This is a genomic window from Leucobacter holotrichiae (genome assembly GCF_055791005.1).
Map to the genome: position 1 here is coordinate 215,138 of NZ_JBVUAC010000005.1, position 22,707 is coordinate 237,844.

A 22,707-nucleotide genomic window follows, 5' to 3' on the forward strand; every position below is an offset into this window, starting at 1 on the left:
TCAGAACCCCCAACCGAGGATGCCGGACGGCAGCGTGAGGCCGAGCAGCATGTCGAACGCGATGTAGGCGAGCGAGCTCGCGGTCAGACCGACGACGAGGTTGAAGATCGGTCGTTCGGACCCGAAGGCGCGTGCCACGCACCAGAACAGCAGCGCGGCCCCGACGATCCATCCCAGGAAGGGCAGCAGCAGCGCGAATCCGATGAACGAGCCGACGATCCACGCCATGGAGCGCCAGTCGATACCGACTCGTTTCGAGGCCTGCGCTTCGAGCGCGGCGATCTCCTCGTCGGTGAGCAGCTCGATCTCCGCGGCCGAGCGCTCGACGGACGCGGCGGCCTCGGCGCGATCCCGCAGGGCCCGCACGACCAGCAGCACTGCGAACAGGTAGAGCCCCGCGGAGATGATCGACGGGAAGAACCGGGGTCCGGGGAAGACAACGCCCTCGGGTACCCGCATCGTGAGGATGCCGATGAGCAGATAGGTGGCGAAGGCGACGAGGATCGCCGGCATGACGAGCTGCTTGAGCAGCGCGGCGCCGGGATTCTCCCGCCCGATCTCGAGCTCTTCGCCCATGACCGCCGAGACGGCGGTGGGATTGTTCGAGTGCGTCATTGCCCCATCTCCCTGTACAGCTGCGCGATGCGTTCGTGCTCCTCCCCGAGGAACTCTTCGAGTTCGTCGCCGGTGAGCAGCTTCTCGGTCCAGTGGTAGCGCTCCATCGCACCGTCCCACTCGGGGGTCTCGACGGTCTCGAGCACCAGGTCGACGAGCGCCTCGCGGTCGTCGTCGCTCAAACCCGCCGGCGCGGAGAGCGAGCGCCAGTTGGTGAGGGTGATGTCGTAGCCCTGCTCGCGGGCGGTCGGGATATCGATACCGTCGACCCGCTCGGGGGCGACCAGCGCGAGCGCGCGGAGACGGCCCGACTCGATCTGATCGATGTTGTCGGGGTAACCGCCCGCTGCCGCCGCGACGGTGCCGTTGAGCATGGCCTGGATCGCCTCGCCGCCGCCGTCGGACGGGATGTAGGTGAGGTCGACCGGATCGATGCCCGCGGCGAGCGCGAGATCGGTGATCACGAGCTGGTCGAAGGATCCGCCGCCCGACCACGGCAGGGCTTTCGGATCGTCGCGCCAGGCCTCGACCAGGTCGCCGAGGGTCTCGTAGGGCGAGTCGGCCGGCACGACGATGACGTCGTACTCCTCGACGATGGTCGCGAGCGGCGTGACGTCGTCGAGGGTCGCGGCCGAGTCGAACTGGATCGTCGCTGCGAGCAGGCCGGTGCCGCCGACCATGATGTTGTTCGGCTGTCCCGAGAGCACCGAGAGGTTTCCGAGCGCGATGGTGCCGCCGGCGCCGGGCATGTTGACCACCTGCACGTTGTTCACGATGCCGTTCGCCTTCATGGCCTGCTGCATCTCGCGGGCCACGCCGTCCCATCCGCCACCGGCGGCTGCGGGCGCGATGACGGTCATCGAATTGCGGATGTCGGATCCGAGCGCCGCCGAGCTGATCGACCCGTACGAGGCGAAGCCGACGGCGGCCACCGCGATGGCCCCGCCGATCACCCTCCCGATGACTCTGCCCGTGCGCTTCCCCGTCCGCTGTTCCGGGGGCGGTGCCTGAGCGGGCTCCGCTGATGCTGCCGTCATTGATTTCACTCCTCTGTGCAGACTCCGTTGTCATCTGACGTAGTCACTAGAATGTACAGACGGTCCGGCCGGTTCACCCCGGCACCGGGCCTTTGTGCTCATTGATGCTCACGATCCGAGCCGCGGACTCCGAGGAGGTGGCCTGGTGTCGACACGGGTGAGACCCGTCGCGATGCGAATCGCGATCCTGCTGCTGCCGAGCCTCATCGTGCTCGCTTCGGTGGGCATCACCACGGCCATAGCCGTGTCGGTGCAGGAGCGGAGCCTGCGCACCGCGACGGGCGAGCGGGTGAGGGAGGTGGCGGTCACGCTCGCCGAGCTGAGCCAGGTGCGGGAGGCGCTGAGGATCGCGACGGCCGATCCCGAGAGCGGCCGTGAGCGCGCCACTGCGGAGTTGCAGCCGCTGGCCGATGTGGTGGAGCACGCCTCGGGCGTCGACTACATCGTCATCACCGATGCATCCGGGATCCGGATCACCCACCCCACCCCGGCCGAGCGCGGCAGGCCCGTGTCGACGGACTCGTCCAGGGTGCTCGCGGGCGAGGAGTTCCTCGGAACCGAGACCGGAACTCTCGGAACGACGCTGCGCGCGAAGGTGCCGGTGCGCGAGGGCGGAGACGGGAGCAGGGTGATCGGCACCCTCTCGGTGGGCATCCTCGAGTCGCACATCTCGGCCGAGCACGACGAGTCCCTGGGGCAGCTGCTGCCGTGGGCGCTCGGCGCGCTGGTGCTGGGGACCCTGGCGAGCTCGCTGCTCGCGGCGGGCCTGGAGCGACGGTTCCGCCGTCTCGCCGACGCCGCCCGCGAGCACGAGCGGGTGCGGCGCACGGCGGCGGCGCTCCGCGAGCAGACCCACGAGTTCCACACGCGCCTGCACGTGATCCACGGCCTCGTCTCGCACGGCGATGTGCAAGAGGCGCTCGACTACATCGATGACGCCGCCCCCGTGCTCACCGAGGGCGGTGGCGACGGAGTGCTGCCCGGGCAGCCGCTGCTGCGCGCGACCGTCGAGGCGCTGCGGGCCGAACTCGGGGCGCTCGGGGCGCGGATCGAGACGCGGATCGAGGTCTCCGAGGAGATCGATCGCGATGCCGTGCTCGTGATCGCGAATCTCTGCCGCAACGCCGGCGAGGCGGGTGCCTCACGCGTGCGCTGCTCGCTCGTGCAGCGCTCCCGGCGCCTGTTCGGTGCGGTGGACGACGACGGTCCGGGCGTGGACCCCCGAGCCGCGGAGCGGATCTTCACCCGCGGGTACTCCTCGAAGCCCGACCCTTCGGGGGTCGGCCGCGGGCTCGGGCTGGACCTCGTGCGGCGAACAGTCGCTTCGCGGGGCGGATCGGTCGAGCTCGGGAGGTCGGAGTGGGGCGGTGCCCGCTTCTCGTTCGAGATGGACATGATGAAGAGCGGAGGGCGCGATCATGGCAGCTAAGCCGATCCGCGTGCTCGTCGTCGACGACGATCCGGGCGCACGCTCCCTGCACGGGCGCTTCGTCTCGGGCACGCCCGGATTCGCGCTGGCCGGCACGGTCGGGCTGGGCGAGGCCGCGATCGACCGCGGACTGCGCGGGGGCGTCGACCTGATCCTGCTCGACATGCGCCTCCCCGACATCAGCGGCATCGAGGTCCTGCACCAGCTGCGCACATTCGGATCGCGGTCCCCCGATGTACTCGTGATCAGTTCGTCCCGGGATCAGATCACCGTGCGCCAGGCGCTCGCGGCGCACGTCGTCGGGTATCTGGTGAAGCCCTTCACGCAGGAGGCCCTGCAGGAGCGGTTGCGGGTCTACCGTGCCGAACGGCGGGCGCGCGAGCACAACGAGCGGGAACGGCCCCTCGGCCAGGGCGAGATCGACCGGCTGCTCTCGACGGGTAGGATCCGGCTGCCGGCCGCATCGGCGCGCAGCTCGCGGAGAGCCGCCGGATCCGCGCCTCCCCTGCCCTCGACGACCCCGCCCAGACTGCCGAAGGGGCTCTCCGAGGTGACGCTCACGCGCGTCGTCGAAGCCCTCGACCCCGTCTCCGCGATCTCGGCCGCGGAGCTCGCCGAGCGCTGCACGATCTCCCGGGCGACCGCGCGGCGCTACCTCGACTACCTCGTCTCGGAGGGCACCATCGACCTGGCGCATCGCTACGGCAAGCGCGGTCGACCGGAGGTGCTCTACCGGCTGGCCCCCTCCCCCGTCGGGGACGATCAGGAATGAAGAAGTGCGATGTCGGCGGCTCGCGCTAATCTTTCCCCATGACCGACGAGCACGCCGCACCGCAGCCTTCGACCCACCCTGCCGACAGCCACGATCGCATCCGCGTGCAAGGCGCCCGCGAGCACAACCTGAAGAACGTGAGCGTCGACCTGCCGAAGCGCAGGCTCACCGTCTTCACCGGTGTCTCCGGCTCCGGCAAGAGCTCGCTCGTGTTCAGCACGATCGCCGCCGAGTCCCAGCGCCTCATCAACGAGACGTACAGCGCGTTCGTGCAGGGGTTCATGCCCTCGCAGTCGCGACCCGACGTCGACGTGCTCGAGGGGCTCACGACCGCGATCATCGTCGACCAGGAGCGCATGGGGGCGAACCCCCGCTCGACCGTGGGCACCGCGACCGATGTGAACGCCATGCTCCGCATCGTCTTCTCGCGACTCGGGCGGCCGCACATCGGCTCTCCCAACGCGTTCTCCTTCAACGTGGCGTCGGTGAGCGGGGCGGGGGCCGTCACGCTCGAGAAGGGCGGCAAGAAGGTCAAGGAGCGCCGCAGCTTCGAAGTGCTGGGCGGCATGTGCGCGACCTGCGAGGGGCGGGGCACCGTGAGCGACTTCGCGCTCGACGAGCTCTACGACGCCGACAAGTCGCTGTCGGAGGGCGCGCTGAAGGTGCCCGGCTACAGCATGGACGGCTGGTGGGGGCGCCTCTTCTCCGATCTCTTCGACATGGACAAGCCGATCCGCGACTTCACCGAGCAGGAGCTCGACGATCTGCTGCGCAAGGAACCGACCAAGATCAAGGTCGAGGGGGTGAACCTCACCTACGAGGGCCTCATCCCCCGCATTCAGAAGTCGATGCTCTCGAAGGATCGCGAGGCCATGCAGCCTCATATCCGGGCGTTCGTGGATCGGGCGATCGTCTTCCGCCCCTGCCCCGAGTGCGACGGCACGCGTCTCAACGCCACGGCCCGATCCTCGAAGATCGACGGCCGGTCGATCGCCGACGTGTGCGCGATGCAGATCTCGGACCTCGCCGAGTGGGTGCGGAGCATCCACGATCCCGGCATGGCGCCGCTCATCGGCAAGCTCAGCGATACGCTCGACTCCTTCGTGCAGATCGGTCTCGGCTACCTCAGCCTCGACCGGCCGACGGGCACGCTCTCGGGCGGCGAGTCCCAGCGCACCAAGATGATCCGCCACCTCGGATCCCCCATCACCGACGCCACCTACGTGTTCGACGAGCCATCCGTCGGCCTGCACCCGCACGACATCCAGCGTATGAACCAGCTGCTGCTCAAGCTGCGCGACAAGGGCAACACGGTGCTGGTGGTCGAGCACAAGCCCGAGATGATCGCGATCGCAGACCACGTCGTCGATCTCGGCCCCCGGGCCGGCACGAACGGCGGCGAGATCTGCTTCGAGGGCACGGTCGAGGCGCTGCGCGCCTCGGAGACCCTCACCGGCAAGCACCTCGACGACCGGGCGCAGCTCAAGGAGAGCGTGCGCTCGGCGACCGGCTCCATCGAGGTGCGCGGGGCGGATCACCACAACCTGCAGAACGTCGACGTGGACGTGCCGCTCGGCGTGCTGTGCGCGGTCACGGGCGTCGCCGGCTCGGGCAAGAGCTCGCTCATCCACGGCTACGTCTCGAACCGCGAGGGGGTCGTCGCCGTCGATCAGGGGGCGATCAAGGGTTCGCGCCGCTCCAACCCCGCCACGTACACGGGCCTGCTCGATCCCGTGCGCACCGCCTTCGCGAAGGCGAACGGCGTCAAGCCCGCGCTCTTCAGCGCCAACTCCGAAGGCGCATGCCCCGAGTGCAAGGGCGCGGGCATCATCTACACCGATCTCGGCATGATGGCCACGATGGAGAGCGTCTGCCAGGTCTGCGACGGCAAGCGATACGATTCCGAGGTGCTGCAGTACACCCTCGGCGGCAAGAACATCGCCGAGGTGCTCGACCTGTCGATGTCGGAGGCTCGCGAGTTCTTCTCGGGGCGCTCCGACGCCGGTGCTGAGGCGAAGATCCCGAAGGCCGCCAAGATCCTCGACCGCCTCGTCGACGTCGGCATCGGCTACCTGAAGCTCGGGCAGCCGCTCTCGACGCTCTCGGGCGGCGAGCGGCAGCGCCTCAAGCTCGCCATCCACATGATCGACGACGCCGAGGTCTACGTGCTCGACGAGCCCACCACCGGCCTGCATCTCGCGGACGTCGAGCAGCTGCTCGAACTTCTCGATCGCCTCGTCGACGCCGGCAAGAGCGTGATCGTGATCGAGCATCACCAGGCCGTCATGGCGCACGCCGACTGGATCATCGACATCGGGCCCGGGGCCGGCCAGCAGGGCGGCACGATCGTGTTCGAGGGTTCGCCGCGCGAGCTGGTCGAGGCGAGGTCGACGCTCACGGGCGAGCACCTGGCCGAGTACGTGGCGGGCTGACCGGACCGTGGCCCTCCCGCTCTGGCGGGCTATCGTTCCGTCGGACCCCGGCGCGCCGCCTTGTCCCGATACATCTCGCCATCGGCGTTGGCGATCGCGTGGGAAAGCTCCTCGTCGGCCCGCCACTCGACGAGGCCCCACGACCAGGGGTGCGAGGAGTGCCCGTTGAGGCGCTCCATGACGCCGCGCCCCGTCTCGGCGTCGGTGTCGGGCAGCACGACCACGAACTCGTCGCCGCCGAGCCGCGCGATGATGTCGCTCTCGCGCAACCGCGTCTTCCACTGCCCCGCCAGAGCGCGCAGCACGTGGTCGCCGGCGCTGTGGCCCCGGGTGTCGTTGATCTGCTTGAAACGATCGAGATCGATCATCGCGACGCTGATCGGGCGCTCATTCCGGCTGGCGCGCGCACGCTCGACGTAGGCGCGGTCGAGGAGGCCCTTCCGGTTCAGCAGGCCGGTCAGGCTGTCGACATGGGTCTCGCTCCTGAATCGTTTCCGAGCGTAGATCCCTGCTTCAAGACAGACCCAGACGAAGACCATGGTCTTGAGCAGGTTCCTCCCCCCGTAGAAGACGTCGGTTCCCGTGTGCCCCAGCACAGCGGCGGAGAGCACGGCCAGTAGCACGCCGGCCTCCATGACCCGCGCCGCGAGCGGGCGCAAGAAGACGCCGAGGTAGAGCGCCAGCACCGGCAGCTGGATCAAGGATCCGATGGTGTTGGTCGGCACGCGCAGCAGGGTGAAATCGAGCACCATCATGACGCCATTGGCGGTGGCGACCGCGAGGGCCGGCCAGAATCCGAGCCTGTCGCCCAGCACGAGAAACACGAAGGCGGCGACGGCTGACAGGAGCATGAGCGCGACCGCGATCGGGTAGCCGAGCCGAGGTCCGCCCGGCAGGAACAGGTCGGAGAACAGCAGCACGGTGAACACTGAGCAGAGGGTCGCCGTAGCGATCGAGTACATCGTGCTCCGCTTGCGAATCCACGCGAGCACGCCTTCAGCATCTCCCGATCTGACCACCCGCACCCCTCACACAGCTGTATATCAACTCCAGTCTATGTGACCGCATGATTCTTCGCGGCGAGCTCATTGCACGCGCGGATCAGAGTGTGCAGAGATCCGATCGCGCGCGGCTTCGGCACGAACGAGATCCGGGCCAGCTCGAGGCGATCCCGATCCGCCGCCTCCTCGGGCGCAGGATCGGCGAGCTCGATGCGTCCGCTCTCGATCAGGTCGGCGAAGCGCTCGTTCAGCTCCGCGATCTGCTGCTCGTTCGGAGCCGTGCGCAGCCGCAGCACGAGACGGTCGTACCGCACCCCCGCCGCAGGCGGCGCCGGCCTACCGGGGCTCGCCCCTGCCGAGCCGCGATCCGGCACCCAGCGCAGAGAATCGTAGTTGCTCCAAAATCCCGCGATCTCCGAGACCGCGGCATCGACCGAGTCGGTGATGAGCACCCGGTCGAGATCACCGGCCGACACCATGCCGTACTCGGCGAGCTGCTCCCGCACGAACCCTTCGAATCCGCGCCAGAATGTACCTCCGGGACGGTCGAGCAGCACGATCGGCGTGGGCGCCATCTTGCCCGTCTGCTGCAGCGTCAGCAGCTCGAAGGTCTCGTCGAGCGTACCGAACCCGCCCGGCAGGCAGACGAAACCGCTCGACTCCTTGACCAGCATGAGCTTGCGCGTGAAGAAGTACTTCATCGCGACGTGGTTGCCGTCCTGGTTGATCATGTCGTTCGGCTTCTCCTCGAAGGGCAGCCGGATCGAGACGCCCAGCGATTGCGCCGGGCCCGCACCCCTCGCCGCGGCCTCCATGATGCCCGGCCCCGCGCCGGTCACCAGCATCCAGCCGAGTTCGGCCAGGCCCTCTGCCACGGCCTCGGCCTGCTCCCAGAGAGGATCCCCGAGTCGCGTGCGGGCCGAGCCGAAGATCGTGACCTTGGGGGTGCCGTCGTGGGCCGCGAAGATGCGGAACGCGCGTCGCATCTCCGTCAGGGCCGCCGCCGACAGCTTGAGATTCGCACGGTTCGTGCCGTCCTGCCCGAGACCGACGCTCGTCTCGACCAGCTGGGTGATCAGCTTGCGCTGCCCTCGCACTCCGGCCTCGTCGAGCAGCTCGGCGATCCGCCCCCGCAGCGCGTCCAGTTCCTCTTCCGCTCGCCCCTCAGTCATGCTCTCGAGTCTAGAGGTCGCGAGGCGCGGCTCAGGTCTCGAGCATCCTCGCGAGATTGGCGAGCGACGATGCAAGGCCGACCGCGTGCTCCGCCGCGGAGATCCCCGATGGTACGTTCTCCGCCCGGATCTCGACCCGGCTGCTGTTCGGGCCTCCGGTTCCGGCCGACACTCGCCACGTCATCCGCATGGTGCCGCGGTAAGCCGGATCGGGCGACTCGAAGTCGATATCCTGCACCACGCGCTCACCGGGAACGAGTTCGACGAAGCGCGCCTCCACCGCATCGGTGCCGTCGCCGCGCTTGCCGGGCGAAGCGGCGGGATCCTTATAGCTCAGCACCATCCGGTACGAGCCGCCCGGCCGCGCATCGAACCGCTCGAAGGTGGCGCGCATGCCGGCCGGCGGCAACCAGACGAGCAGTGCGTCGGGGTCGACGAACGCGGCGTAGACGCGGTTCGGCGCAACGGCGACCTCGCGGGCGGCGGTGTCTGTGCGCGGCATGATGCGGGCCTCAGACCGTGATGACCTCGGGCGCGCCCGTGCCGGCCGTGTGGCCCATCTCGTCGGCGATCCGGTTCGCCTCCTCGATGAGCGTGGCGACGATCTCGCCCTCGGGGACGGTCTTGATGACCTCGCCCTTCACGAAGATCTGACCCTTGCCGTTGCCGCTCGCCACACCGAGATCGGCCTCGCGGGCCTCACCCGGACCGTTGACGACGCAGCCCATCACCGCCACCCGCAGCGGCACGCTCATGCCCTCGAGGCCCTTCGTGACCTCATCGGCGAGCGTGTACACATCGACCTGAGCACGGCCGCACGAGGGGCACGACACGATCTCGAGCTTGCGCTCGCGCAGGTTGAGCGACTGCAGGATCTGCAGGCCGACCTTCACCTCCTCGACGGGAGGCGCCGAGAGCGAGACGCGGATCGTGTCGCCGATGCCCTCGGAGAGCAGGATGCCGAACGCGGTGGCGCTCTTGATGGTGCCCTGGAAGGCGGGCCCGGCCTCGGTCACACCGAGGTGCAGCGGCCAGTCGCCGCGCTCGGCGAGCTGACGGTAGGCCTTCACCATGACGATCGGGTCGTTGTGCTTGACCGAGATCTTGAAATCGTGGAAGTCGTGCTCCTCGAAGAGCGATGCCTCCCAGACCGCGCTCTCGACGAGCGCCTCGGGGGTGGCCTTGCCGTACTTCTGCAGCAGACGAGGATCGAGCGAGCCGGCATTCACGCCGATGCGGATTGAAACTCCCGCAGCCTTGGCGCGCCTCGCGATCTCACCGACCTGATCATCGAATTTGCGGATGTTACCGGGGTTGACGCGCACTGCCGCGCAGCCGGCGTCGATGGCCGCGTAGACGTAGTTCGGCTGGAAGTGGATGTCGGCGATCACCGGGATCTGGCTCTTCTTCGCGATGATGGGCAGCGCCTCGGCGTCGTCGCGCGACGGGCAGGCCACACGCACGATGTCGCACCCCGACGCCGTCAGCTCGGCGATCTGCTGCAGGGTCGCGTTGATATCGGTGGTGGGCGTCGTGGTCATCGACTGCACCGAGACGGGGGCGTCGCCGCCCACCATCACCGAACCGACCTTGATCTGCCGGGACTTGCGCCTGGGGGCGAGGACCTCGGGGACCTTCGGCATTCCTAGATTCACTGCTGCCACGCACGAGAGTCTACCGCTGCCCGCTGTGCGCCGCCCGATGATGAGCTCGAGCGGGGTGGGCTCCGCGGGCCTCAGTAGTTTGGCGCGGCGGGCAGCCCGAAGTACTCCTCGAGATTCTTGATCCCGCGCTCGTGCATGTCGCCTGCCACCTGCGTACCGATGTATCGGAAGTGCCAGGGCTCGTAGATGAAACCGACCACCGGCCCCTGACCGGCGTCGTAGCGCAGGATGAAACCGAAGCGGTGCGCGTTCTCGCGCAGCCACTGCCCCGTTGCCGTTTCGCCGAAGCAGCTCTCGAACGCGCATCCTGAGCCGTCGTCGAGGTCGACGGCCAGCCCCGTCTGATGCTCGGAGTGCCCCGGTCTGGCCGAATAGGCCTCGGCGGCCGCGACGCCGTCGCGCGCGGCGTAGCTCTCGAACAACGACACCTGCAGGCCGTAGCTGCGGTAGGCGCTCGTGATCGTGAACGGCAGCCCCGCAGCCGAGGCCTCGGCGTACATCGATTCGAGCGCGGTCGCGGCTTCGGCGCGCACCGGTTGTCCGTTGGTGTTCGGGATCCCGGCGGGCATGCGCAGGTCGCCCGGTTCCCAGGAGATCGGGTTCAGCGGCCGCTGCTTGTTCACCACGACCGTGATCGAGGCGGGGTCACCGGAGTCCGCTCCTGCTCGGGCTTCCTCCTGCGCCTTCTCGGCTTCCTCGGCAGCAGCGGCCATGGCCGCGTCGTGCTCGGTTCTCACCGTCTCGAACGCGGCGGTGAGAGCCGCCGCGGACGCGGCTGCGTCCGGGAGCGCGGCAGCGACCACGGCTCCGCTCGCTTCTTCGAGTGCCTGTCTCGCCTCCGGCGAGGCCTCCGTCAGAGACTCCGCCTGCTGGGCCGCCGCCGCGGCCAGAGCCTCCACTGCAGTGTCGGCGGCGCTCACGACCGCTGACCGCTGCTCGGTCACGACGGCAAGGGAGGCCTCGGCGGTCCGCTCCTCACCGGCGCGCTCCTCGAGCGCCGCTTCGATCTCTTGAGCGGCGGCCCTGAACTCGTCGGGGCTCCGGGGATCGCTGCTCCGCACCGGGCTCTCGCTCTCGACCGCGACGTCGTGCTGCTCGGCCGCCTCTCGCGCTGAGGCCACGGCCCCGTCGAGCGCGGTCTTCGCCTCCGTTCCGACCAGGGGCTCCGGCAGCGCCTCGGAGAGCGCCTGCGCCGCGGCCGTCTCACTGTCGAGGCCGTCGAGTGCTTCACTCAGACGAGCATGGGCAGCATCCTCCGTCGACGCATCCCAGCGCTCGACTGCCGCCCGGTACTCCTCTCGGGCGCCTCGCTCATCGATCCAGCGGACCGTCCCGGCAACGCCCACCGCCAGGACGAGCACGGCGGCGAGCGTCGCAAGGCCCCAGACCCAGTTCCGGCGTCTGCTCCGGCGCGGGCGCGGCTCCGATTCGGGGTCGAGCACGGACGGGGTGTTGCTCTGCTCGTTCACGCGATCCAGTCTAAGAGCAGCCGCGAGCGCCCTCACCCGAAGAACGAGACCGGTTTCACGATGTCGGCGTACATGAGCAGCAGCGACATGGCGCCGAGCGCGACCACCACCACGAAGGTCACCGGAACCATGCGAGCGGTGTCGACGGGGCCCGGATCCGGTTTGCGCCGGATCCGCGCGATCCCGCGCTTCGCGCCCTCGTACAGCGCGCCGGCGACGTGACCGCCGTCGAGCGGCATGAGCGGCACTAGGTTGAAGACGAAGAGAGCGACGTTGAGGGATCCCAGCAGCCCGATGACACCCGACGCGCGCGTGGCGATCGGGGCTTCGTCGAGACTCACGATCTCGCCCGCGAGCCGACCCACGCCGACCACGCTCATGGGTCCGTTCGGGTCTCGCTCCTCTGCTCCGAACGCGGCGTTCCAGATGTCGACCATGCGCTGCGGCAATCGCACGATCACCCCGGCGACCTGCTGCACGTTCTCGCCGACGAACGCAGGCACGGCGGTGACGGGTTGCGAGACGGTCTCGGTCGCGGCGATGGCTCCGATCATGCCGACCGTCTCGGTGACCGGGTCGCCCTGCGCATCGAGCACGGGCTGTCCCGCTCCGTCGACGACGATGCGGGCGTTCGGCTGCGGCGTCAGGGAGAGTGCGCGCTCGGCCCCGTCGCGCTCGATCAGCACGCGGAGGCTCTGCCCCGGAGCGTCCGCGACGATACCGCGGAACTGTTCCCAGCTGTCGATGCTCGTCCCGTTCACCTCCAGGATCCGGTCGCCGGGCAGCATCCCCGCAGCGGCCGCGGGGGCCGCCGGGTCGCCCTGCTTGCACGACGTCGCGGTGCTGCCCACGGGCAGCAGGCACTCGCTCACGCTGCCGAGCGTGGTGCTCGACTGCGGCACGCCGAATCCCACGAGCACGATGCCGAAGAACACGAACGCCAGCACGAGGTTCATGAGGGGTCCGCCGAGCATGATCACGATCTTCTTCCAGACCGGCAGGCGGTAGAAGGAGCGGTGATCCTCGCCCGCGGCGATCGTCTCACCGCTCGCGATCCGGGCGTCGTCGACCATCCCCGCGATGCCGCGACGCGCCTCGCCCGGGTGGGAGCCGGCGGGCGTCTCGGTGGTGGTCGTCGCGGCGGGCTCGGGATCCCCGATCCGCTCGATCTCCGCGACCGCATCGCTCGTACCGGATCGATGACCGAGCGCCGGTCGCTCCTCCACCACGGTGTTGAGGAAGCCGGTCGTCGATTCGCGCGCCGCATCCCCCGGCTTCTGAGGCGGATACATGCCGATCATCGCGACATAACCGCCGAGCGGGATCGCTTTGACTCCGTACTCCGTCTCGCCCTTCTTGCGCGACCAGAGGGTCTTGCCGAAGCCGACCATGTACTGCGTCACCTTCACGCCGAACAGCTTCGCGGGCAGCAGATGGCCGATCTCGTGCAGGCCGATCGAGACCGCGAGCCCGACCAGCACGATCAGGATCCCGAGCACGTACAGCAGCACCTCAATCACCCGCTCAGGCTACTGCGCCGCGCTGTGGAATCTCGGGGAGCCGCGGGCTTTCCCCGCGCCCCGCTGCCCCCGCGCCCCGCACCACGCCGCGCCCGCACCCCGCGCCCGCGGTCGTCTCATTCGCCGCGCACAGATCGACGTTCAAACACATCGAGTCCCGCAAAATCTGTGTTTGAAGGCCAATCTGTGCCTGAAGGCAATCGATGCCGCACGCTAGCACCGATGCCGCCGGCCAGCGGGAACCAGCAGGATCAGCGAGCGGGAACCGGCAGGATCAGCGGGCGGATCGCGCCGCGATCACCTTCTCGGCTCGATCGCGCGCCCAGCGCTCCGCCTCCGCGAGCGATTCGAGGGTGAGCTGCTCGGGCGCGCTGTGCGCCTCGAGCACGTCGCGCACCGTGTCGACGATGTCGAGGAAGCCGATGCGGCCCGTGTGGAACGCCTCGACCGCCTCCTCGTTCGCGGCGTTGTAGACCGCCGGGTAGGTGCGCCGCGCCCGGCCGACCTCCTTCGCGAGATCGACGGCGGGGAACGCCTCGGTGTCGAGCGGCTCGAACTCCCAGGAGGTCGCGCGGGTCCAGTCGAGCGGTGCCCCGACGTTGCCGACCCGGTTCGGCCAGCTGAGGCCGAGCGCGATCGGCAGCCGCATATCGGGCGGGGAGGCCTGCGCGATCGTCGAGCCGTCGATGAACTCGACCATGGAGTGCACGATCGACTGCGGGTGCACGACCACGTCGATGTCGCCGTAGGAGACGCCGAAGAGCAGGTGCGCCTCGATCACCTCGAGCCCCTTGTTGACGAGGGTGGCCGAGTTGGTGGTGACGACGCGCCCCATGTTCCAGGTGGGGTGCGCGAGCGCCTGCTCCGGGGTCACGTCGCGCAGCGAGTCGCGGCTGCGGCCGCGGAAGGGCCCGCCGGACGCGGTGAGCACGAGCCGCCGCACCTCGTCGGAGCTGCCCGACCGCAGCGCCTGGGCGATCGCCGAGTGCTCGGAGTCGACCGGTACGATCTGTCCGGGTTTCGCGAGCCCGGTGACGAGGTCTCCGCCGACGATGAGAGACTCCTTGTTGGCGAGCGCGAGCGTGCGGCCGGCCTCGAGCGCGGCGATGGTGGGGCCGAGGCCGATGGAGCCGGTGATGCCGTTGAGCACGACATCGGCGGGTACGTCGCGGATCAGCCTCGTTGCATCGTCGGCGCCGAGCGCGGTGTGCTCGACGTTGAACTCGTCGGCCTGATCCCGAACCCGATCCGCCTGCGACCCCGCGACCAGACCGACGACCTGGAACTTCGAGGGGTTCTTGCGAACGACGTCGAGCGCCTGCTCTCCGATCGAACCGGTGGACCCGAGGATGACGATGCGCTTCATGATTCCCATTCTGTCGGTTCGACGGAGACGACGCAGCCCCGCCGGCTCCTTGTCGAGGGGAGCGGGCGGGGCTGCGAGCGGGTAGCGGGCTACTTCGCCGAGTCGTCGGCGTGCACGGTGCCGAGGATGTCGAGCACGAAGACCAGGGTGTCGTCGTTCGTGACGTCGAAGTCGGGGTTCGAGCGCTTGAGGCTCGCCTCGGTCTGATCACCGTAGCCCTCGGCCGGCGGCACGACCGAGATGATCTGCGAGCCGACCTTCTGCCCCTCGAGCGCCTTCGTGAACCCGGGAATCACCTGATTCGTGAGGAACGGAACGGGCTGCCCGCCCTTCCAGCTCGAGTCGAACTCCTCGCCGGTGCGCCAGATCACGCCGCGGTAGTGCACGTAGACGCGGTCGCCGGGCTGCACCTCTTCGCCGTCGCCCTCGATGAGCGTGGCGACCTCGAGCTCCGAGGGCGCCTCGACGCCCTCGGGCATGGTGATGGTCGGGGATCCGTCGTCGGCGAGCTTCACGCTCGGGAACCCCTCGGGGGCCTTCTGCGCCTTGCCCTCCGCCTTCTTCAGCAGCTGGTCGGGCTCGAGCGTGCCCGGCTCCCCTGCCGGCCCGTCGGTGACCTCGCCGAACTGCATGACGACGACGATCGAATCGTCCTCGCTCAGGTTCTCGATCCCGCTCTGCTCGGGCGGAACGTCGCCGAGCACATCGGCGTAGGGCGCGACGATGGCGGACTGCTCCCCCGGCACCGCGCAGCGGATGCCCTCGTTCGCCCACGGCACGAGCTGTCCCTCGTCGAACGGCACGGCGGTCTCGGGGAACTGCTGCAGCACGGATCCGTCGGAACCGTTGAACATCGTCATCGCGACGCCGATGCTCTGCCCGTTCTCGACGACGTCGCCCTCACCCTTCTTGAGCACCGACCGCTGCATGTCCTCGACGGAGACAGGGGTCTTCGACGTCAGCTCCAGGTCCGTACCCACGTCACCCTTCACCGCGATGCTCTTGCTCGCGTCGCCGGCGGGCACGCAGTCGGCTCCCGAGGAGTCCTTCCCGGCACCACCCCCCGCACAGCCGGACAAGAGCAGAGCCCCGGCGAGAGCCGCGGGCAGGAGAACGGAGGAGAGCTTCACGAGTACCTGACTTCCTGACACCTGATGAGGTATTGGCGCAACCGGTTCAGTATTTCGCACCCGGCTGCCCGTCACCTGAGAGCGGCGACCGGAGCGGGGCGCGGCTCAGCGCGTCGGCTTCGGGGGCAGCAGCGCCCGGACCGCGCCCATCGCGACCACGACGAGCAGCACCATGGTGGCAAGGTCGCACACGATGTAGACGTAGTGCCACGGCGACTGCCCCGGATCCGCCCCCTGCAGCACGAGATCGGTGCGCGCGTTCAGCGGCGGCCGCACCACCGTGAGCTTGAACACGAACACGAGCAGCAGAGCGATCCACGTCCAGAGGCGGGCTCCCGCGATACGGGTCGCTGCCGGCCAGAAGCAGAGCAGGGTGTAGGCGAGCAGGATCGCGGCCTCGACGAGGTTCAGCACCGCGAACACGAGCCGCCCGATCCCGAGCCCCAGCGGAATCGTGATGCCGGGCGCCTGGAACTTGAGCGGAGCCTCAATGAACGAGATCGCCGCGACCATGCCGAACCACAGCACGGGCAGCACGAGCCGCCACAGCTCGATCGTCATCCGGCCGCGCTCGGTCGCCGTCTCCCGGCTCATGCTCGTCCTCCTCCAGTGCGGGCGTCGAGCGCCGCAGCGTACAGTTCGCGCGCCGAGAGCCCGGTCGCCTCGGCGACGGCGCGGGTCGCGTCTTTGAGCCGCTCGCCCTCCTCGACGCGCTGCTGAACCTCGGCGAGTGCCGTCTCGGCCGACACCGCCACCTCGGGTGCGCCGCCGACCACCACCACGATCTCGCCGCGCACGCCCTCGGAGGCCCATTCGGCGAGCTCTCCGAGCGATCCCCGACGCACCTCCTCGTGCAGCTTGGTCAGCTCGCGGCAGACGGCGCCGGGGCGATCCGCCCCGAAAGCGGCGGCGAGATCCATGAGTGAGGCCGCGAGCCGAGTCGGCGCCTCGAAGAACACGAGCGTGCGGCGCTCGGCTGCGAGCGCCGCGAGCGTGCGGGATCGCTCCCCCGCCTTGCGCGGCAGGAATCCTTCGAACGCGAAGCGGTCGGTCGGGAGCCCGGCGACGGCGAGCGCGGTGATGACCGCGCTGGGACCGGGGATCGCGCTGACCTCGACGCCCCGCTCGGCCGCGAGCTGCACCACTCGGAAACCGGGATCCGAGACGGTCGGCATGCCCGCGTCGCTCACGAGCACGACGTCCTCGCCCGCCGCACGCTCCACGAGGGCCGCGGCCTTCTCGTGCTCGTTGTGGTCGTGCAGCGCAAGCAGCTCGGGGCGGTTGCCGATGCCGAGCAGGCGCAGCAGGTGAGCGGTGTGGCGCGTGTCCTCGGCCGCGATCACGGTCGCCGTCTCGAGCGTCTCGCGGAGGCGGGCCGATGCGTCCCCCAGGTTGCCGATGGGCGTTGCCGCGAGGAGGATCATGCGTCAATCGTAGCCCCGCCGGATTGACAGGGAGCGCCGCTGTCAGGGGGTGCTGCCAGAATGTGGGGCATGAGCGAAACGTCTGCCCCGGATCCCCAGGGGTCCCAGAATCCCCTCGACCCTCGGGAGCCCGAACGCCTCGGAGCCCCGCCGGCGAACCCCTTCGCTGACGCGGAGACGGCGGGTCGAGGGGATCGCGGGCAGAAGCGCGCGATGATCTGGATCGCCGCCGCACTCGTCGCGCTGCTGTTCACGGGGCTCATGGTCTGGTACGTCTCGGCGAAGCTCGGGTCGGGCGCGGGCGGCGACCGACCGGCCGCCGCGCCGCTCGAGGAAGACGACTCGCGCGCTGAGGCCCCGGACGACGGTTCGTCGGAGAGCGGGGCGGTCGAGTGGCCGGCGAACATGGTCACGGGCGGCGTGCTGTTCTCGGGGGATGACGAGGGTGACGGGATCGGCGTCATCGCTTCGGAGGCACCCGAGGACAACGCGCTGCCCGTGCCGCTCGACGCCTCGGAGATCGGGGCGCAGCACCACATCCGCGTCTACCTCGACTACCGCTGCCCCTTCTGCGCGCGCTTCGAAGACGCGAACGCGGCCACGCTCGAGCGGGCGGTGCAGGGAAGCGGTGCGGTGCTCGAGCTGCACCCGCTGACCTTCCTGGATCGAGTGTCCCAGGGCAGCTACTACTCCTCGCGGTCTGCCGGCGCCCTCGCGTGCGTGGCCGATGCGCAGCCGGAGGTGGCGTGGCGGGCGCACAGCGCGCTGATCGACCCCGATTTCCAGCCCGCGGAGAACGGACCGGGGCACGACAACGCGGCGATCCTCGACGAACTCGACCGCGCGACCGGCGGCCTGAACGGCGATGCGAGCTCGTGCATCGAGCAGGAGCGCTTCGTGCCGTTCACGCAGGCCCTCAACGACTGGGTGTTCGCGAACCCGGTGCCGGGAGCGGTGGATCCCGAGCTCATGGTCACCGGTACCCCGCTCGTGCTGGTCGACGGCGTGCCGTACCCGGGCGATCCGGGCGACAGCGCGAGCTTCCAGGCGTTCCTCGAGCAGCAGGGCGTCGAACTCGGCTGACCGCTGCTAGACTCGGTCGGCTATGCATGCACCCCCTCGGCAGAGCCCTCCGCAGCCCGCTCCCACGCTGACCTCGCGCACCGGCATCCTCTACTACCCGGTCGCGCTGGTGGCGAGGCTGCCCTTCGCCATGATGGTGATCGGCGTGCTCACCCTCGTCGTGTCCGCGCGCGGTTCCGTCGAGCTCGGCGGTCTCAACTCGGCGATGGTCGGCCTCGGCATCGCCGTGATCGGCCCGCTGATCGGTGCCGCCGCAGACCGCTTCGGGCAGCGCCCCACGCTGCTCATCGCCGGAGCCGTGAACAGCGTCATGCTCGGCGCGCTCGCCTGGGTCGCGTTCAGCCCGGCTCCGACCTGGGTGCTGTTCCTCACATCGTTCGCCGTCGGTGCGACCGTGCCGCAGATTTCCCCGATGTCGCGCTCCAGGCTCGTCACGATCATCTCGAACGACCTGCCGCGCGAGCGCCGGCCCCGCCTGTTCTCGACGGTGCTCGCCTACGAGTCGGCCGCCGACGAGGTCATCTTCGTGTTCGGCCCCGTCGCCGTCGGAGCTCTCGCCACCACGCTGGGGGCGTGGGCTCCGATCGCCGGAGCCGCGATCCTCACCCTCTGCTTCGTCACCGCCTTCGCCGCGCACCGCACGAGCGCCCCCGCGAAGACCGCCGAGGAGCGCGCCGCCACACTCCGCCCCGTCTCGGAGCTGTGGCGGCCGGCGCTGCTCATCACGGTGTTCGGGATCGTCACGGTGGGCTTCTTCTTCGGCTCGATGCTGACATCGCTCACGTCGTTCATGCAGGATCGCGGCGACGCCGAGAGCGCCGGCCTCGTGTACGGCGTGATGGGCATCGGATCCGCGATCTTCGCCATCGGCGTGGCGCTGCTGCCCCCGCGCTTCACGCTGCGAGCGCGCTGGTTGGTCTTCGCGCTGATGATCCTGGCCGGCACCGCTCTACTGCAGACCGCGGAGGACCTGCCGCGCATGCTGCTGAGCCTCGCGATGATGGGAATCGGGATCGGCCCGCTGCTCGTCACCCTCTACAGCTTCGGCGCGCGGCGCAGCCCCGAGGGCCGCTCGGCGACGGTGATGACCATGCTCGGATCCGGGCTGATGGTGGGCCAGTCCATCGCGGCGGCGGTGACGGGGGTCGTCTCGGCGGAGGCCGGCACGCGGGCCGCGCTGCTGCTGCCGCTCGTCTCGGCGGTGCTCGCCGTGGTCGCCGGTGCGGTGAACTGGATGCTCACGCCCGCCGGACCCGAGCCCTCGCTGAGCACCGGTCCCGTCGACCTCGACTGAGCCTTCGTCGGCCTCTGAGGCGCCGGGCCCGCGGTCCTCAGCGCTGCTCAGCCCTCTCCGGGAGCCTCCTGCGAGTCACCGGGGCTCCGCTCCCGGCCGATGCGCGGTTTGGGCAGGTGCCACCCGCGCGCGACCGAGGTGAGGCGCAGCAGGATCGCCGCGGCTCCTCCCACCAGGGATGCCAGGCCGTCCCCGCCGCCGAGCGCCATGATCGCCACCGCGATTCCCGCCCCCAGCAGAGCCGACACGGCGTAGAGCTCACGCGTGAGCACACCGGGCACGGTGTTGACGAGCACGTCGCGGATCACGCCGCCGCCGATCGCGGTGATCGTGCCGACGAGGATCGCGGTGAGCGGAGTCTGGCCCGCGGCGAGCGCGGTTGCCGCTCCGTTCGCCGAGAACAGGCCCAGACCGAACGCGTCGAACACGACCTCGAAGTGGCGGATGCGCGTGATGCCGGGGTGAACGAAGAAAACCGCGAGCGACCCCGCTACGGCGACCGCGAGGTTCGGCCAGTGCGTGAAGGACACGGGCGGGTGCACTCCCAGCAGCATGTCGCGCACGATCCCGCCGCCGACACCGGTGAAGGAGCCGACCACCACCACGCCGAGGATGTCGAGTCGTCGGCGCACACCGACGAGGGCACCGGAGATCGCGAATGCGAGAATGCCGGAAAGCTGCAGGATCTCGTAGACGACGTCGCTCGGCACGGGCCGATTCTACCGGCGAACACGGTTCGGACGTCGGCTCGCGTCTGCCGGCCACGGCCCCATCTGTTGGAATATCGGATCGGGCGTCGACGTTGTACCGGTTCCACGGGCATGTGCCCGGGTGGAAGAATGGAGAACATGTCTGCTCTCACTCCCGCGGAGGTCGCCGAGTTACGCGCGGCCTTCCCCTACTTCGCGCTGCAGGCGGGGAGCCCGCGGCCGCCCGCCTACCTCGACGCCGCCGCCACCTCGCAGCGCCCGACTGCGGTGCTCGACGCCGAACGGCGCTTCCTCGAGACCGCGAACGCCGCGGTGCACCGCGGCACGAGCGGCGCCGTCGGGGCCGCCACCGAGGCCTTCGAGGGCGCGCGCGCCGCGGTCGCGCGCTTCGTGGGTGCGGCGACCCCCGAGCAGATCGTGTGGGCGGAGAACGCGACCGACGCGCTGAACATCGTGGCGCTCGGGATCGGCGAGGCCAGCGCGAGTCCCGAACTCGGAGTGCCGGGCAGCGAACGATTCGCGATCGGACCCGGCGACGAGATCCTCGTCACCGAGGCCGAGCACCACGCCAACCTCATTCCGTGGCAGCGGCTCGCCGCCCGAACCGGGGCGTCCTTCCGCTACATCCCCGTGCGCGAGGACGGCACCTGGACCGTCGACGACGCGCGCGAGGCCCTGAACGAGCGCACCCGCGTATTCGCCTTCGCGCACGTCTCCAACGTCACCGGCTTCGTCGCCCCGGTCGCCGAACTCGCAGACCTGGCTCGCGGCGTCGGCGCGATCACGGTGCTCGACGCCTGCCAGTCGGTGCCGCACATCCCGGTCGATCTCGACGCCCTCGGGGTCGACTTCGCGGCCTTCTCGGGCCACAAGATGCTCGGGCCGAACGGCATCGGCGTGCTCTACGGACGACCCGAACTGCTCGCTGCGCTGCCGCCGTCTCGCACCGGCGGATCCGCGATCACCCGCGTGACGATGGAATCCGCGCAGTTCATGCCGCCGCCGATGCGCTTCGAGCCCGGCACGCAGCCGGTTTCGCAGGCGGTCGGCCTGGGCGCGGCGGTCGGCTTCCTGACGGAAGCGGGTATGGAGCGGGCCGCGGCGCGCGAGCACGAGCTCGTCGAGCGACTCGTCGACGGGATCGAGGCGACGCCCGGGGTGCGCCTGCTCGGACCGCAGGATCCGGCGCAGCGGATCGCGCTCGCGTCCGTGTCGGTCGAGGGCCTGCACGCGCACGACGTGGGCCAGTTCCTCGACGAGCAGGGCGTGCTCGTGAGAGTCGGGCACCACTGCGCCCAGCCGCTGCACCGGGCGTTCGGCATCGCCTCGTCGACCCGCGCGAGCGTGCATCTGACCACGACCGAGGACGAGATCGATCGCTTCCTCGACGCGCTCCGCGGCGCCCAGCGGTACTTCGGAGTGGAGGCTGCGGCATGAGCGCGCTCGACGGACTGTACCAGGAGCTGATCCTCGATCATTCGAAGCGGCCCGTGGGCAAGGGCGCACTCGAGGCCTCGGAGGGCGCCCTCACCGCCTCGCACCACGAGTTCAACCCGAGCTGCGGCGACGAGATCGATCTCTCGATCGCGGTCGACCCCGAGAGCGGCCGCATCGAGCGACTCGCCTGGGAGGGTCAGGGCTGCTCCATCTCGATGGCCTCTGCGTCGATCCTGTCTCAGTTGGTGCGCGACGAGCAGCTGACGATCGAGGATGCGCAGGAGCGCATCGCCGCGTTCAGGGAGATGATCCAGGCCCGCGGAGAGGGTGAGCCCGACGAGGAGCTGCTGGGCGACGCCGTCGCGCTGCAGGGCGTCGCGAAGTTCGTGATGCGGGTGAAGTGCGCCATGCTCGGCTGGGTCGCGCTCGAGGCCGATCTGCGCCAGGTCGAGGGGCAGCGGGCGTGAGCACCCCCGTCACGATCGACAGCACCGCCGCAGAGGTGGTCGCGGCGCTCGAGGCGCTCGAGGATCCGAAGGTGCGCGCCGTCAACGAGAAGCACGGTGACGACCACGGGGTCAACCTCACCCGGCTGCGCGAGGTGGCCAAGCCGCTGAAGAAGAACCAGGATGTCGCCCTCGAGCTGTGGGCCACGGGATACACGCCCGCTCGGCTCGTCGCCACTCTCATCGGCAAGCCCCGCGTGTTCACGCAGGCTCAGCTCGACTCCATGCTGCGCGAGGCATACGTTCCGAAGGTGCACGGCTGGCTCGTGAACTACATCGTGAAGAAGAGCCCGCACGCCGAGGCGCTGCGCCTGATCTGGCTCATGGACGACGACCCCGTGGTGGCGAGCGCCGGTTGGGAACTCACGACCGAGCGGGTCATGAAGCAGCCGGACGGCGTGGATCTGCCCGGGCTGCTGAACGTGATCGAGTTCGGCATGGGCAGCGCTCCGGATCGGCTGCAGTGGGCGATGAACTGGTGCCTCACGCAGATCGGCGTCTGCCACGAGGAGTACCGCGAACGGGCCATTTCGATCGCCGAGCGCCTGGAGGTGCTCAAGGATTACCCCACCCCGCCCGGCTGCACGTCGCCGTACGCTCCCCTCGCGATCGCCGAACTCGTGTCGCGCCGGGAGGGTTGATCCCG

The 22,707-nt window shown here is 69.7% G+C and carries 21 protein-coding genes; 8 read left to right on the forward strand and 13 right to left on the reverse strand.

Annotated elements, in window-relative coordinates; genetic code table 11:
- Positions 1 to 615 (reverse strand): tripartite tricarboxylate transporter TctB family protein, encoded by a 615-nt coding sequence (locus AC0KXF_RS08740; protein ID WP_473108807.1) that lies wholly within the window; start codon positions 613 to 615, stop codon positions 1 to 3.
- The gene (locus tag AC0KXF_RS08745) at positions 612 to 1,652 is read right to left on the reverse strand and encodes a tripartite tricarboxylate transporter substrate binding protein (protein ID WP_473108808.1); all 1,041 of its coding nucleotides are present in this window, start codon (positions 1,650 to 1,652) and stop codon (positions 612 to 614) included. Before AC0KXF_RS08745 ends, AC0KXF_RS08740 begins: the two co-directional genes overlap by 4 nt.
- 145 nt (positions 1,653 to 1,797) lie before the next feature.
- Between AC0KXF_RS08745 and AC0KXF_RS08750 the strand changes: the two genes are divergently transcribed.
- From AC0KXF_RS08750 to AC0KXF_RS08760, 3 genes are read left to right on the forward strand one after another with little or no spacing between them, the layout of a single operon-like run.
- The gene (locus tag AC0KXF_RS08750; protein ID WP_473108809.1) at positions 1,798 to 3,081 is read left to right on the forward strand and encodes an ATP-binding protein; all 1,284 of its coding nucleotides are present in this window, start codon (positions 1,798 to 1,800) and stop codon (positions 3,079 to 3,081) included.
- Positions 3,071 to 3,853, forward strand: a complete 783-nt coding sequence (locus AC0KXF_RS08755) for a response regulator (protein ID WP_473108810.1) — start codon at positions 3,071 to 3,073, stop codon at positions 3,851 to 3,853. Before AC0KXF_RS08750 ends, AC0KXF_RS08755 begins: the two co-directional genes overlap by 11 nt.
- A 38-nt stretch (positions 3,854 to 3,891) precedes the next feature.
- Entirely contained in the window at positions 3,892 to 6,285 is a 2,394-nt protein-coding gene (locus AC0KXF_RS08760) for an ATP-binding cassette domain-containing protein (protein ID WP_473108811.1), read from the forward strand.
- Positions 6,286 to 6,314: 29 nt separating this feature from the next.
- Here the strand turns inward: AC0KXF_RS08760 and AC0KXF_RS08765 are convergent, their stop codons facing one another.
- The 10 genes from AC0KXF_RS08765 to rsmI form a co-directional block, all read right to left on the reverse strand.
- Positions 6,315 to 7,277, reverse strand: coding sequence for a GGDEF domain-containing protein (locus AC0KXF_RS08765; RefSeq protein ID WP_473108812.1), 963 nt, complete (start codon positions 7,275 to 7,277; stop codon positions 6,315 to 6,317).
- Between the two features lie 62 nt (positions 7,278 to 7,339).
- A complete protein-coding gene (locus AC0KXF_RS08770) occupies positions 7,340 to 8,458 on the reverse strand; it encodes an LOG family protein (protein ID WP_473108813.1) in 1,119 nt (372 codons plus the stop codon).
- A gap of 31 nt (positions 8,459 to 8,489) precedes the next feature.
- Positions 8,490 to 8,960 carry an SRPBCC domain-containing protein gene (locus tag AC0KXF_RS08775; RefSeq protein ID WP_473108814.1) on the reverse strand — a complete coding sequence of 157 codons (471 nt, stop codon included), beginning with the start codon at positions 8,958 to 8,960 and terminating at the stop codon, positions 8,490 to 8,492.
- Positions 8,961 to 8,970: 10 nt separating this feature from the next.
- Entirely contained in the window at positions 8,971 to 10,101 is a 1,131-nt protein-coding gene (gene ispG / locus AC0KXF_RS08780; RefSeq protein ID WP_473108851.1) for a flavodoxin-dependent (E)-4-hydroxy-3-methylbut-2-enyl-diphosphate synthase, read from the reverse strand.
- A gap of 92 nt (positions 10,102 to 10,193) precedes the next feature.
- Positions 10,194 to 11,591, reverse strand: a complete 1,398-nt coding sequence (locus AC0KXF_RS08785; protein WP_473108815.1) for a M15 family metallopeptidase — start codon at positions 11,589 to 11,591, stop codon at positions 10,194 to 10,196.
- A gap of 32 nt (positions 11,592 to 11,623) precedes the next feature.
- Positions 11,624 to 13,111, reverse strand: coding sequence for a M50 family metallopeptidase (locus tag AC0KXF_RS08790; RefSeq protein WP_473108816.1), 1,488 nt, complete (start codon positions 13,109 to 13,111; stop codon positions 11,624 to 11,626).
- Between the two features lie 274 nt (positions 13,112 to 13,385).
- On the reverse strand, positions 13,386 to 14,477 hold the full coding sequence (gene dxr, locus AC0KXF_RS08795; protein ID WP_473108817.1) for a 1-deoxy-D-xylulose-5-phosphate reductoisomerase: 1,092 nt from the start codon (positions 14,475 to 14,477) through the stop codon (positions 13,386 to 13,388).
- A gap of 89 nt (positions 14,478 to 14,566) precedes the next feature.
- The gene (locus tag AC0KXF_RS08800; RefSeq protein ID WP_473108818.1) at positions 14,567 to 15,502 is read right to left on the reverse strand and encodes an FKBP-type peptidyl-prolyl cis-trans isomerase; all 936 of its coding nucleotides are present in this window, start codon (positions 15,500 to 15,502) and stop codon (positions 14,567 to 14,569) included.
- Positions 15,503 to 15,712: 210 nt separating this feature from the next.
- The gene (locus AC0KXF_RS08805; RefSeq protein WP_473108819.1) at positions 15,713 to 16,201 is read right to left on the reverse strand and encodes a hypothetical protein; all 489 of its coding nucleotides are present in this window, start codon (positions 16,199 to 16,201) and stop codon (positions 15,713 to 15,715) included.
- On the reverse strand, positions 16,198 to 17,031 hold the full coding sequence (gene rsmI / locus AC0KXF_RS08810) for a 16S rRNA (cytidine(1402)-2'-O)-methyltransferase (protein ID WP_473108820.1): 834 nt from the start codon (positions 17,029 to 17,031) through the stop codon (positions 16,198 to 16,200). The genes AC0KXF_RS08805 and rsmI overlap by 4 nt, the downstream gene beginning before the upstream one ends.
- Positions 17,032 to 17,100: 69 nt before the next feature.
- Here rsmI and AC0KXF_RS08815 point away from each other — a divergent pair, with 69 nt between their 5' ends.
- Together AC0KXF_RS08815 and AC0KXF_RS08820 are read left to right on the forward strand one after the other, a co-directional pair.
- A complete protein-coding gene (locus AC0KXF_RS08815) occupies positions 17,101 to 18,114 on the forward strand; it encodes a DsbA family protein (RefSeq protein ID WP_473108821.1) in 1,014 nt (337 codons plus the stop codon).
- A 22-nt stretch (positions 18,115 to 18,136) separates the two neighbouring features.
- Positions 18,137 to 19,408, forward strand: a complete 1,272-nt coding sequence (locus tag AC0KXF_RS08820; protein WP_473108822.1) for an MFS transporter — start codon at positions 18,137 to 18,139, stop codon at positions 19,406 to 19,408.
- Between the two features lie 47 nt (positions 19,409 to 19,455).
- Here AC0KXF_RS08820 and AC0KXF_RS08825 read toward each other — a convergent pair whose 3' ends face one another.
- Positions 19,456 to 20,118: a trimeric intracellular cation channel family protein gene (locus AC0KXF_RS08825; RefSeq protein ID WP_473108823.1), complete on the reverse strand. Its 663-nt coding sequence runs from the start codon at positions 20,116 to 20,118 to the stop codon at positions 19,456 to 19,458.
- 129 nt (positions 20,119 to 20,247) lie between these two features.
- Here AC0KXF_RS08825 and AC0KXF_RS08830 point away from each other — a divergent pair, with 129 nt between their 5' ends.
- The 3 genes from AC0KXF_RS08830 to AC0KXF_RS08840 are packed head-to-tail and all read left to right on the forward strand — an operon-like array spanning position 20,248 to position 22,702.
- Entirely contained in the window at positions 20,248 to 21,555 is a 1,308-nt protein-coding gene (locus AC0KXF_RS08830) for an aminotransferase class V-fold PLP-dependent enzyme (protein WP_473108824.1), read from the forward strand.
- A complete protein-coding gene (sufU, locus tag AC0KXF_RS08835) occupies positions 21,552 to 22,022 on the forward strand; it encodes a Fe-S cluster assembly sulfur transfer protein SufU (protein ID WP_473108825.1) in 471 nt (156 codons plus the stop codon). The genes AC0KXF_RS08830 and sufU overlap by 4 nt, the downstream gene beginning before the upstream one ends.
- Entirely contained in the window at positions 22,019 to 22,702 is a 684-nt protein-coding gene (locus AC0KXF_RS08840; protein WP_473108826.1) for a DNA alkylation repair protein, read from the forward strand. The genes sufU and AC0KXF_RS08840 overlap by 4 nt, the downstream gene beginning before the upstream one ends.
- Positions 22,703 to 22,707: the final 5 nt, after the last annotated feature.

Coding starts and splice junctions, on each gene's coding strand:
- AC0KXF_RS08740 (WP_473108807.1), bottom strand. CDS start 615: ATGACGCACTCGAACAATCCCACCGCCGTCTCGGCGGTCATGGGCGAA.
- AC0KXF_RS08770 (WP_473108813.1), bottom strand. CDS start 8,458: ATGACTGAGGGGCGAGCGGAAGAGGAACTGGACGCGCTGCGGGGGCGG.
- AC0KXF_RS08815 (WP_473108821.1), top strand. CDS start 17,101: ATGAGCGAAACGTCTGCCCCGGATCCCCAGGGGTCCCAGAATCCCCTC.
- AC0KXF_RS08755 (WP_473108810.1), top strand. CDS start 3,071: ATGGCAGCTAAGCCGATCCGCGTGCTCGTCGTCGACGACGATCCGGGC.
- sufU (WP_473108825.1), top strand. CDS start 21,552: ATGAGCGCGCTCGACGGACTGTACCAGGAGCTGATCCTCGATCATTCG.
- AC0KXF_RS08820 (WP_473108822.1), top strand. CDS start 18,137: ATGCATGCACCCCCTCGGCAGAGCCCTCCGCAGCCCGCTCCCACGCTG.
- ispG (WP_473108851.1), bottom strand. CDS start 10,101: ATGCCGAAGGTCCCCGAGGTCCTCGCCCCCAGGCGCAAGTCCCGGCAG.
- AC0KXF_RS08745 (WP_473108808.1), bottom strand. CDS start 1,652: ATGACGGCAGCATCAGCGGAGCCCGCTCAGGCACCGCCCCCGGAACAG.
- AC0KXF_RS08805 (WP_473108819.1), bottom strand. CDS start 16,201: ATGAGCCGGGAGACGGCGACCGAGCGCGGCCGGATGACGATCGAGCTG.
- AC0KXF_RS08830 (WP_473108824.1), top strand. CDS start 20,248: ATGGAGAACATGTCTGCTCTCACTCCCGCGGAGGTCGCCGAGTTACGC.
- AC0KXF_RS08775 (WP_473108814.1), bottom strand. CDS start 8,960: ATGCCGCGCACAGACACCGCCGCCCGCGAGGTCGCCGTTGCGCCGAAC.
- AC0KXF_RS08760 (WP_473108811.1), top strand. CDS start 3,892: ATGACCGACGAGCACGCCGCACCGCAGCCTTCGACCCACCCTGCCGAC.
- rsmI (WP_473108820.1), bottom strand. CDS start 17,031: ATGATCCTCCTCGCGGCAACGCCCATCGGCAACCTGGGGGACGCATCG.
- dxr (WP_473108817.1), bottom strand. CDS start 14,477: ATGAAGCGCATCGTCATCCTCGGGTCCACCGGTTCGATCGGAGAGCAG.